This window comes from Amycolatopsis pigmentata (assembly GCF_042684065.1).
GTDB classification, from domain to species: domain Bacteria; phylum Actinomycetota; class Actinomycetes; order Mycobacteriales; family Pseudonocardiaceae; genus Amycolatopsis_E; species Amycolatopsis_E pigmentata.
Map to the genome: position 1 here is coordinate 287415 of NZ_JBHUKR010000006.1, position 11162 is coordinate 298576.

Genomic DNA, 11162 nt, shown 5'->3' on the forward strand with positions numbered 1-11162 from the left:
TGCGCGCCCGGGCGGAGGTGGGGTGAAAGCGGCCGGGTCAGCGGGTCTGCGCCGTGGTGACCGCGAACCCGGCGATCCAGTCGGGGATCTCCTCGTAGAAGGAGGACACGGTGTCGTACGGGCCTTGGGTGGAGAGGGCGGCGTATGCGGCGATCGACGTGCGTGCCTCATGGGAGGAGTGACCGGCCTGGGCGGCGAAGGAATCCGGAGTCCACGCGTCCAACTCGGTGAGGTCGCCGCCGGCGAGGATGTCGAGCAGCCGCCTGTCCCATTCGGGATTGAGCGGTGCGACGGTCAGCCTCCCGGCGGCGTACGCACGGCCGGCCTCGATCACGCGCCGCTCACGGTCGGCGCGCTGCTGGGGGGTCAGGTGGCGGCCGGTCGAGATCAGGCGGGCCGCCACCTCCGGGCTCGCGCCGGCCAGCATGGGCAGTGGCGGGTCGTGTGACAGGCCGCCCGACCCGACGACCAGGACGCGGCGGTTCAGGGCACCCGCTGCCCGGCCGATCGCCTCCCCGAGCAGCCGCACCCGCCGCACCGGGCCCAGGGGAACCGCGACGCAGTTGATGAACACCGGGACCACGGGAATGCGGTCGATCCCGCCGAAGAGGACCTGGAGCGGCTGCACGAAGCCGTGGTCGACGTACATCGACTCCGAGATGGCGATGTCGATGCCCGCGTCCAGGACCTTCTCGGCGATCACCGCGGCGGCGTCGTGATCGACGAGGACGGTTCCCTTGGCTGTCCGGTAATCACCGATCGCCTGGGCAGCCCGCCCGACGCAGAACGGTGGCATGAGGTCGTAGAGGAACCCGTTGTAGTGGTCGGGGCCGAACAGCACGACGACATCGGGGGCGAACGCCTCGATGAACGCCCGCGCATCGGCGAAAGCGGCCTCCACGCGGTCGCGTACGCCCGGCCCCGGCTCGGAGAAGTCCATCAGGGGTGAGTGGGACAAGGTCACCGCGGCGAGTGTCATGCCGTCTCCAGTCCGAGCAGGCCTTCGAGCAGCCGCGCCGGATCGTCGGGTTCGCTGTCGCCGCTCCACGCCACGAACATGTCCGGCCTGGTCAGGATCGCGCCTCGCCGATAGGTGGCCACCGCTTCGTCTTCGGGCAGGTCGAGGACGAAAAGCGGCACGCCGTGCGCCGCGGCGGCGTCGACGAGGCCTTGGCAGACGGGTGGTCTGGATCCCGCACGCAGGAGCGTCCAGCCGGGACCGAGGGCGTCGAACACCGAGGATCCGTCCGGGCGCCAGTAGTGCGGTAGCCGTGAGCCCGGCGAAGCGGACGGTACGTAGACGTCGATCTCGCCGATGGCCGAGCTGTCGTCCGTGGCCTCGTCGACGGCGATTCCGGGGGAGCCGACGTAGCGGGCACCGAACTGGACCCCTTGGCTGTACCACTGTTTCTTGTCGGTCAGTTCGATCAGCTCACCCGCGCTGCTTCGCAGTTCGCGTCCGCGTTCGCTGTCCTCGTGCAGCTCGGGGTCACGCCCGATCGTCGTCATGTCGGCGTCGATCTTGAGAGCTGCCCGCGAGGTTGCCTCGCCCACCGACTGCCGCTCGCGCTCGTAGTCCTCGAAAAGCCTGGGCCCGCCCCAACCCTGGAGGTTCGCCGCGAGGCGCCAGGACAGGCTCATCGCGTCGGCGATGCCGGTGTTCATCCCGAACCCGCCGAGCGGCAACCACAGGTGAGCGGCGTCGCCGGCAAGCATGACCCGGCGGTCGTGGAAGCGGTCGGCGACAAGGCGCCGCGGATCCCACCGGACGACCTGGATCTTCTCGTGCGCCACGGGTTTGCCGATGGCGGCCTCCATCACCTCGTCCGGGTCGACGTCCTGGGGATCCATGCCGACCGGCACCCGGGAGTGACACAGGAAGAGTTCGCGGCCGTCCAGTTGCACGAACGAACCGCGCCAGGTGGGGCCGTACCACCAGTACATCCACCCTGGGCGGCGTTCTCTGAGCAGCTGGTGCAATTCAGGCGAGCGGAAGTAGACCGAGACCCGCTGCTCGGCGACGCGGGGATCTCCCTGGAGGGTGGCTCCGATCGCCTTGCGGACGACGCTCGCGCCGCCGTCGCATCCCGCCAGGTAGTCGGCCCGGAAGACGACCTCGTCGCCGTCGCCGCCGTCAGGTGCCACGCGGTGCGTGGTGACGGCGACATGGTCGTCGTGCTGCTCCACCCCCTGGACCCGGTAGCCACGCAGGACGCGGGCGTGCTTGTGGCGCGCGACACCGCGGGCGATGACCGGCTCGAGGTAGATCTGCGAAACCCGGTGCTGCGGCTCGGGAGTCGCCCACTCGTCGAACTCCGGCGCGGTGCCCTTCAGGATCTCGCCGCTGGAAGAGAACGGGAATCGAGCGAGCTCCCAGCCCAGGAGATTGGTCGTGTAGACCACGTCGGTGGGATGGTCGAGAGGGAGGCCGGCGCGCCGGATGTCGTCGGCGATGCCGAGGCGCCGGTAGTACTCCATCGACCGGGCGTTGGTGGTGTTGCACCGAGGGTTGTCCGTGGTGGTCGCCGACTGCTCGAGCACCACCACCTCGATGCCGCGCCCGGCCAGGTCGAGAGCCAGTGTCATGCCGACCGGCCCCCCGCCGGCGACGACGACCGCGGCGTCCTTGACCGGCGCGCCGTGGCCGGTGACGACGGGCGCGGCAGCATCGGCGGGTGCGGTCTTCTGATGAACAGAGGTGGGCATGGCCGACAACGTAAAGAACCCGGAACAAATAGGTCCAAGTCGAAATTCGGCAGGTATTCATAGTCTTCCGCCTATGCCAGGCGGAGTAGCCAGGCCGGCGCGACGACCCGGCGAAACATAGCCGACTGCCTATGGTTTGGCACAGATCTATGACTTAGACCATGCTCTTCGGCCAGCTTTATTCTCCACGCCATGACGACTTCGGCAACGAACGCCCTGCTGGTAGGCAATCCGCGGACCGGCACCGTCGACTTCGAGTTCGTGCCGGCGACGGCCGCGGAGATCACCGCGATCGCGGATGATCTCCGCGGGGCGCAGGGCACCTGGGCGGCGGCCGGCGTGGCGTACCGGGTCGAGGTGCTCCGCCGCTGGGCGGACGCGATCGAGAAGGACGCACAGGCGATCGGCGACGCCGAGATGACCGACACCGGCAGGAGCCGCGTGGCGCACGAGGTGCCCTTCATGGTGGCCGCCGCTGTCCGGGGATGGTGCGACCAGGCGCCCGCGATCCTGGAGCGGGCGCGCCTGCGAGGAATCTCCAGCACCTCGGAGAGCGTCAGTTATGACACGCAGTTCGACCCGTACGCCCTGGTCGGGGTGATCAGCCCGTGGAATCACCCGTTCCTGCTGTCCACCCTCGACGCCATCCCCGCCCTTCTCGCCGGGTGCGCCGTCATCGTCAAGCCCAGCGAGATCACCCCGCGCTTCGTCGCGCCGGTCTCGGACACCATCGCCGCCGTTCCGGAGTTGGCCGCGGTGTTCCACTACGTCACGGGCGGCGCGGAGACCGGGCAGGCGATCCTTGCCGAGGTGGACGCGCTTTGCTTCACCGGAAGCGTGGCGACAGGGCGGGCCTTGGCGGTGGCCTGTGCGCAACGGTTCATCCCGGCGTTCCTCGAACTCGGGGGAAAGGATGCCGTCATCGTCGCGAAAGGGGCCGACCTGTCCCAGGCGGCGGCGGCCGTGCTCAAGGGCGGGGTGCACAACACCGGCCAGCTCTGCTTCTCGACCGAGCGGGTCTACGTCGATGCCGCCATCCACGACGCATTCGTCGACGAACTCGTGACGCAGGCCGAACGGCTCGACCTCACCTATCCCGACATCGAACACGGCCACATCGGTCCGTTCATCATGGCTCGTCAGGCCGACATCGTCGACGACCACCTCGACGACGCGGTCAGCCGCGGAGCCACCATCCGATGCGGGGGGCGCAGCGAAACACTCGGCGGCGGACGCTACATGAGGGCCACGGTCCTCACCGGGGTCGATCACGGCATGAAGATCATGCGGGAGGAGACCTTCGGGCCGGTGCTGCCGGTCATGCCCTACGCCGACCTCGACGAGGCGCTGCGGTTGGCCAACGACAGCGTCTACGGGCTGTCCGGCGCGGTCATAGCGGGCTCGGCCGAGGAAGCCGGCTCGATCGCCCGCGGCCTCAACGCGGGTGCCATCAGCCTGCAGGACACCTCGTTGACCATCAACATCATGCGCGACGTCGAGAAGACCTCGTTCGGCTCCTCAGGGCTCGGGGGATCCCGTATGGGACCCAACGGCCTGCTGCGCTTCCTGCGCCGCAAAGCGCTCATCACCCGGGCCGGCGCCGTCGTCGACATGGATGCCCTGCGCGAGGACGCCGCCCCGGCCTAGCTCCCGCCTCGGCGCCCCGCCCGCCGTGCTCATCCCTTCACCAACTGCAACGACGCATGTATGGAGAGCCATGTCCACCTGCCGTACCGCCGCCGCACGCCGATGGCCGAGCAAGGACGACAGCTGATGACCGTCGTCCTGGACTCGCTGACCGCTTCCGCGGTCCTGCTCATCGTCATCATGGGCCTCACCCTGGTGCTGGGCGTGCTCGAGGTCATCAACCTCGCCCACGCGGGGTTCATGGCCGTCGGGGTCTACCTGACCTACGCGCTGCTCCGGCACGGAACCGGGTTCTTCCTCGCCTGCGCCCTCGCCGGTGCGGGGACCGCGGTGCTCGGCCTGGTCGTGGAGTTCCTCGTGGTGCGACGCCTCTACCGGAGGCCGATCGACACGATTCTCGCGACCTGGGGAATCGCTCTGGTCATAGTGCAGATCATCACCCTCGTCGCGGGGTCACAGGACAAGTCGATCACCGTTCCGATCAGCGGCACACTGACCATCCTGGGCACCCGCTACGCCGGCTACCAGCTTCTGCTGGTGGCGATCGCGGCGGGCCTGGTGGCGGCCATGGGCCTGTTGGTCCGGTTCACCGAGGTCGGCCGGACCGTCAGACTGGTCATGTCCAACGAGGTGATGGCGCGCGGGCTCGGCATCGACACAACCCGGGTGCGGCAGGCCACCTTCGTCGTCGGCGCCGGGCTGGCCGGCCTCGGCGGGGGGCTGATCGGGCCGATCGAGTCGGTCTCACCGCAGTACGCGACCACTCTCCTCATCCCGGCGTTCCTCGCCGTACTGGTCGCCGGGCCGAGCGTCTCCGGAATGATCATCGGCTCCGTCGTCCTGGCGACGATCGAGACGGTTTTCGCGACGTACGCCGACCCGACCTACTCGACGGTCGTGCTGGTGCTCAGCGCCGTGGTGATCCTGCGCTTCGCGCCGCGAGGCCTGGGGCTGAGCCGATGAACGCCCGTTCGCGCCACCTTGTCGTGGCCGTGGTGACGCTGGTCTGCGTAGCCGCGCTCGGCGGCTTACCGGCGCTGCTCAACGGATACACCACCGGCCTGTTCACCACCGCGCTCATCTACGCCATCCTCGCCGTCAGCCTGGACCTGGTCTGGGGGCTCACCGGCGTCATCGACCTCGGCCACACGATCTGGTTCGCCCTGGGCTGCCTCGGCGTGGGGATCGCCACCACCCACGTCGACCCGGTGACCGCCCTCGTCACCACCGTGCATTCCGAGCTGAGCCGTTATCTGCTCGGCACGGTCGGTGGCGCCGTCGCCGCCGCGGTCGTGGCGGTGGTGATCGCCGCCTGGGTGTTCTCCTTCCGCAACGGCGGGTCGCTCTACGTCGTCGTCGTCACGCTCGCCGCGAGCGTGGTCGCGGGCATCATCTATCTCAAGACCGGCTCGTTCACCGGCGGCGACAACGGACTCTTCGGTTTCTCCTACACCGAGCTGGGGCCCCGCGGGGGATACTGGCTCAGCCTCGCCGTGCTTCTCGTCGTCGTAGCCGGAGCGCTCGTCTTCGCCCGCAGCGATTACGGGATCGCGATGAGGGCCGTGCGCGACAACGAGGGGCGCGCGGGCTATCTCGGGGTCAACGCCTTCGCGGTCAAGACCATCGTGTTCGTGATCGGCGCCGTGGTCGCGGCCATCGCCGGTGCGCTCTACGGCACGGTAAGTGGTGTCGCGTCCGAGCCGCTCGTCCAGTTCTCCTTCGCGACCGAGGTCGTGATCTGGGTCGCGGTCGGCGGACGCGGGACGATCGTGGGCCCGGCGATCGGTGCTTTCGGTATGTCCCTGCTGACGTCGTACCTGAACACCGAATACGCCGCCCAGTGGCTGCTCGTCCAGGGGACGATGTTCGTCCTCGTGGTGCTCTTCGTCCCGCGCGGTGTGCTGCCCGCGCTCGCGGGCCTGAGCCGCCGCCTGCTGGGACGCCCCGCGTCCGGCACCGACATCCGCACTCTGCGCCTGGCCTCCGCCGGCGCGCGGTCCGGAGGCGAACCGGCCGGTGAGGTCGCCGTCGACATCAGTCGGCTGACCGTCTCCCTCGGCGGCCTGAAGATCCTCCGCGGGGTCGACCTGACGGTACGGCGGACGGAACTGCTCGCGATCATCGGTCCCAACGGCGCCGGCAAGTCCACGTTGCTGAGCGTGATGGCGGACGGGCGGGCGCGCGTGGGCGGAGAGGTGACGCTGCGCATCGCCACCCGGCTCGGGCATCGGGGCCGGCCGCCCTTCCGGCTGGCACGGGCGGGTCTGACGCGCAAGTTCCAGATCCCCGAACTCTTCGACTCCGTGACCGGGGCGGAGACCTTGGTGCTGGCCGTCCACCGCGGGCGTCGCCTCTCGCCATGGCGGCGCACCAAGGACATCGGGGTCGCGCCCGAGGTCATGCGTGTCCTGCGCATCGCCGGGGTCGCCGACCAGCTCAACCGGCCTGTGGCCGACCTCCCGCATGGGCTCAAGCAAGGCCTCGAGATCGCCCTGGCGATCGCCTCGCGCCCCGCGGTCCTGCTGATGGACGAACCCACAGCCGGTCTCACCCACGACGAGCGTGCCGCCATCGGCGAGGTGCTCAAACGGCTCGCGCTGGCCGGAACCGCCGTGGTGCTGATCGAGCACGACCTCGACTTCGTGGACGCCATCGCTGACCGCGTGGCCGTCCTTCACGACGGCCGGGTTGTCCACGACGGCCACCCGCGCACGGTGCGTGAGTCGGATGCGGTCCGCACGGCGTACATAGGGGCGCGCGAATGAGGCTCGATATCACCGGCCTGCGCTCGGGCTACGGGGCGGGCACCGTCGTGAACGGGGTCGATCTGACGGTCGCCGACCAGGAGGTCGTCGCGGTCGTCGGCCGCAACGGCATGGGCAAGAGCAGCCTGGTCAAGACCATTCTCGGCTACCTGCCCGACGTCCAGGGTTCGGTCGAACTGGACGGGGCACAGCAGTGCGGGTTGCGTACCCACACGATCACCCGCCGCGGTGTGGCGTACGCGCCCCAGGAGGCGGCGGTCTTCGCGGGCCTCACGGTCCGCGACAACCTCTACGGCGGGCTGCGGCGCCACAAGCCCGACGCCAGGACCACAGAGCGCCTGTTCGATGCCTTCCCCGTCCTGGCCGCGCGGCTGGATCAGAAGGCCGGGACCCTCAGCGGCGGCGAGCAGAAGGTCTTGCTGCTGACCCGCTGCCTTCTGCGTGATCCGCGGCTCCTGGTCCTCGACGAGATCAGCGCCGGTCTGCAGCCGTCCATGGTGAATGCCGTCACCGACGTGCTGCTCGCCATCCGGGCGGAGCGCCGGCTGACCGTGCTCATGGTCGAGCAGAACATTGACCTGTGCTTGTCCCTGGCCCGCCGGATCGTGGTGATGAAGGCGGGTCGCTTCATCGCCGAGGCATTCCGGGACACCCCGGATGTCCGCACCACCTTGTTGGGGCACCTCGCCCCATAACCGCGTCAGGGCGGGTGATGGTTGTCGTTTTGTTTCCTACCTAGGAGCACCGAAATGAAGATTCGTCCCTCAGCGTTGCGGGCGTACGCAAGACCAGCGAGCGTGGCCGCGGCGGCCCTCCTCATGGTCGCGCTGGCAGCCTGCGGCAGTACCTCCGGCAGCGGCGCGACCTCCGGCGGCACACTGAAGATCGGCTTCGTGACCACGTTGAGCAAGAGCAGCTTCAGCGATGTCGGCGAGCAGGCCAAAGCCGCCTTCGAGGCCGGGATCGCCAACTCCAAGAGCAGCGGGCTCACGATCCAGACCTACGAGCAGGACGACCAGGGTAACCCGCAGCAAGCCACGCAAGTCTGCCAGCAGCTCGTGCAGCAGAGCCACGTGGACGTCATCGTGGCGGTGATGCTGACGCCGAACAAGAACGCTTGCAACGTGATCGCGCAGCAGGCGAACGTCGCGTTCGTAGCCGGGCAGCAGTCCGCGGTGAACTGCGGTCCGACCTACTTCCAGACAGGGTGGGTCCCGAATCAGGTGATCGAGCCGACGCTGAAGTACCTCGCCACCAAGAACGCGAAGACCATCTACTACGTAGGCAACAACTACGCCTTCGATCAGGAAATTCTCAAGAACCTGCAGTCCGCCGCGACCGCCGCCGGGATGCAGGTGGTGGGCAACTCCATGCCACCGGTCGGGACCACCGCCTGGGCGCCGATATTCGACCAGGTCGTCGCCGCGCACCCGGATGTGGTCATCGACGGCATGGTCGACACGATCGCCTACCAGAAACAGGCGTCCACCGATCCGCGTATGGAGGCGCTGCGCCGGCTGAGCTTCACCACCGACGAGGGGCAACTGCACGTGATCGGCGCTTCCGTCAAGGGCCTCGAGTACGTCACCCAGTACCTCTCGACCCAGACCGGCCCGGCCAACGAGTCGTTCAAGGCTGCCCTCGCGGCGGCGAACAAGTCGGTGTTCCCGTCTCTGGCCAGCGTCAACCTCTACAACGCGACGCTGGCCGCCGTCGCCGCGGCGAAGCAGGGCAGCGGCAGCGCGGACATCCTGAAGAACCTCCCGCGGGTATCGATCACCGGCCCTGGCGGCAACGTGGCCTTCGGCGGTGGGCACAACCCCGTCATGACCAGCTACGTGGCCGTCGTGGGTGACGAGTTGGCCCCCTCCGTCGAGTACACCCAGAACGACGTCGCTCCCCGGACCGGATGCTGAAGCGACATGCGGGGCGAGCGTGGCCGTGTCCGGCGGCGGATACGGCCACCCTCCGCGGGAACGCCCGGCGAGCAGTCCGTGCGAAAGCAGGAAAGGATCGATGAGCATGACACGCACCGATGCCCGGCCCGTTGCGCTGCTGGGAGCGGGCACGATCGGCGGCGGCTGGGCGGCCACCTACCTCGCGCGAGGCCGGCCCGTCGTCGTTGCCGACCCCGCACCCGGCGCACGGGAACGGCTTCTCGGGTTTCTCGAGGCCAGCTGGCCCTCCGTCCGGGAGTCGGCGCAAGGAGTCTCGCCGGACGTGCCGCTGCAGTTGATCGAGTTCGCCGCGCCAGGCGAGGGGGCCCTGCGCGATGTCGCACTGGTGCACGAGAGCGGGCCCGAGGACCTCGGGGCCAAGCGTGAAATCTACGACGCCGTCGAGAGCGAGATCGGCCCCGGGGTTCCTGTGCTCTCCAGTAGCGGGGGCCTGTCCCCGTCGGCTTTGCAGGCGCAGATGGCTCATCCGGAGCGGCTGGTCGTGGCGCATCCGCTGAGCCCGGTCTACGCCCTGCCGCTCGTCGAGGTGCTCGGTGGCGATGCGACCTCCGCGCACGTCGTGCACCGGGTGGTGGACCATCTCCGGACGCTGGCGAAGCGACCCGTCGTCCTGCGGCGCGAGGTTCCTGGCTATCTCACCAACCGGCTGACCTTCGCGCTCCTGCGTGAGGCGGTGCACTGCCTGGCCGAGGGGGTCGCGGATGCCCAGGGCATAGAGGACGCGGTCGTATACGGCATCACCCCGCGGTATCTGCGGGAAGGTCCGATCATCTCCCTGGCGCTGGCCGGTGGCCCGGAGGGGATGCCTGCCGCCATGCGTTCCTTCGCCCCCGCGATCGAGCAATGGTGGGCAGATCTCGGCCATCCCCACCTGACCGAGGAGGTCAAGTCGATCCTGATCGAGGCGGCCGAGCAGGTCCTCGCCGGCCGGCCTTTGGGGCAGGTGCTCGCACGCCGGGACGAGGCCGTCGTGAAGACCATGCCGCGGCTGCATGGCGACCTCGCCGCTCCCCGGGCCGCCGATGCGGGCACCGCGAACCACTTGGCACGTCAGGACACAAGCAAATGAGCACGATTACCATTCAGGTCCCGAACCGGGTGTTCGACGTACACCAGCATGTCGGGACGGTCGTCATCAACGCCGAGGACTCCGGGCCCGCAGACGCCGTCTCCAGCGACGCCGACCGCCGCCGCGAGATCATGCACTCCTTCGGGATGACGCAGGCCGCGCTCGCCCCGAGCCTCCAGTACGAGCGCCCTGAGGGGTGGCGTGACACTGTCAGGCTCAACGACGCGGTCGCCTCCTACGCCCGCGACGCCCCAGCGGATTTTCCGGTCACCTTCGGCACGACCGATCTGCTCTCCGGGACGGCGAACTGCCTGGCCGAGATCGATCGGCTGGCCGGCGAACTCGGCATGGCGGGGGTCATGTGGCACCATCGCTACCAGGGCATGTTCCTCGACGACCGGCGTATGCATCCGCTGCTCGACCGGGCCGGCGAGCGTGGTCTCGTGGTGGCGGTCCACCTGTTCGCCGACTCGGCCATGGAAGCACCGGACGCGCTGGAGCGACTTGCGAGCGCGCATCCCGGCCTCACGCTCCTCACGCTCGACGCCTTCACCGCCTTCGCCCAGATCAAGGCCCTGCTGTCGATCTTGGAGCGCCACCCGAACATCGTCCTGGACACCGCGGGGGTGTTCCCGCTGGGCCGTGCCATCGATCAGGTCGTCGCCGCGATCGGCCACGAACGCCTGGTCTTCGGAAGTGACATGTACGCGCGACCGAAGATGTGGAACTACCCCGCCGGGCTGTTGGAGGTCTGTACCTCCGACGAATTGAACGACGCGCAGCGCGAGGCGATCCTCTACGGCAACGCCGCCCGCCTTTTCTCCCTCGACGCGGGCTGACCATATTTCCCCGGAAATCGAGTGCGAAAAGCTCGGTCGAAGCAACCGTCGTGGCGCGGCTCGCGAATACCCGCCGAATCACGGCAGGAATAGAACGGGAAGGGTGCGGAAATTGAACTCAGTCGTTATCGCGGTAGAACTCTGTCGTCGCGATGTGAGGGCAAATTCGATCGCGGGC

General features: G+C 68.8%; 9 protein-coding genes. 7 read left to right on the top strand and 2 right to left on the bottom strand.

From position 1 onward, the window contains the following. Positions 1 to 37: 37 nt before the first annotated feature. Both ACFSXZ_RS09350 and ACFSXZ_RS09355 read right to left on the bottom strand, forming a co-directional pair. Positions 38 to 979: a 3-carboxyethylcatechol 2,3-dioxygenase gene (locus tag ACFSXZ_RS09350; protein ID WP_378263411.1), complete on the bottom strand. Its 942-nt coding sequence runs from the start codon at positions 977 to 979 to the stop codon at positions 38 to 40. Then, entirely contained in the window at positions 976 to 2706 is a 1731-nt protein-coding gene (locus tag ACFSXZ_RS09355) for an FAD-dependent monooxygenase (RefSeq protein WP_378263413.1), read from the bottom strand. Before ACFSXZ_RS09355 ends, ACFSXZ_RS09350 begins: the two co-directional genes overlap by 4 nt. A gap of 192 nt (positions 2707 to 2898) precedes the next feature. Between ACFSXZ_RS09355 and ACFSXZ_RS09360 the strand changes: the two genes are divergently transcribed. The 7 genes from ACFSXZ_RS09360 (at position 2899) to ACFSXZ_RS09390 (ending at position 10984) form a co-directional block, all read left to right on the top strand. After that, complete coding sequence (locus ACFSXZ_RS09360) at positions 2899 to 4353, top strand: aldehyde dehydrogenase family protein (RefSeq protein WP_378263415.1); 1455 nt, start codon at positions 2899 to 2901, stop codon at positions 4351 to 4353. 60 nt (positions 4354 to 4413) lie between these two features. Beyond that, the gene (locus tag ACFSXZ_RS09365; protein WP_378263417.1) at positions 4414 to 5316 is read left to right on the top strand and encodes a branched-chain amino acid ABC transporter permease; all 903 of its coding nucleotides are present in this window, start codon (positions 4414 to 4416) and stop codon (positions 5314 to 5316) included. Next, a complete protein-coding gene (locus ACFSXZ_RS09370; protein ID WP_378263419.1) occupies positions 5313 to 7118 on the top strand; it encodes a branched-chain amino acid ABC transporter ATP-binding protein/permease in 1806 nt (601 codons plus the stop codon). The genes ACFSXZ_RS09365 and ACFSXZ_RS09370 overlap by 4 nt, the downstream gene beginning before the upstream one ends. Next, on the top strand, positions 7115 to 7813 hold the full coding sequence (locus ACFSXZ_RS09375) for an ABC transporter ATP-binding protein (RefSeq protein WP_378263421.1): 699 nt from the start codon (positions 7115 to 7117) through the stop codon (positions 7811 to 7813). Before ACFSXZ_RS09370 ends, ACFSXZ_RS09375 begins: the two co-directional genes overlap by 4 nt. Before the next feature lie 54 nt (positions 7814 to 7867). Beyond that, entirely contained in the window at positions 7868 to 9034 is a 1167-nt protein-coding gene (locus tag ACFSXZ_RS09380) for an ABC transporter substrate-binding protein (protein ID WP_378263423.1), read from the top strand. A gap of 106 nt (positions 9035 to 9140) precedes the next feature. Next, complete coding sequence (locus ACFSXZ_RS09385) at positions 9141 to 10145, top strand: 3-hydroxyacyl-CoA dehydrogenase NAD-binding domain-containing protein (protein WP_378263424.1); 1005 nt, start codon at positions 9141 to 9143, stop codon at positions 10143 to 10145. Further along, a complete protein-coding gene (locus tag ACFSXZ_RS09390; RefSeq protein ID WP_378263426.1) occupies positions 10142 to 10984 on the top strand; it encodes an amidohydrolase family protein in 843 nt (280 codons plus the stop codon). The genes ACFSXZ_RS09385 and ACFSXZ_RS09390 overlap by 4 nt, the downstream gene beginning before the upstream one ends. Positions 10985 to 11162: the final 178 nt, after the last annotated feature.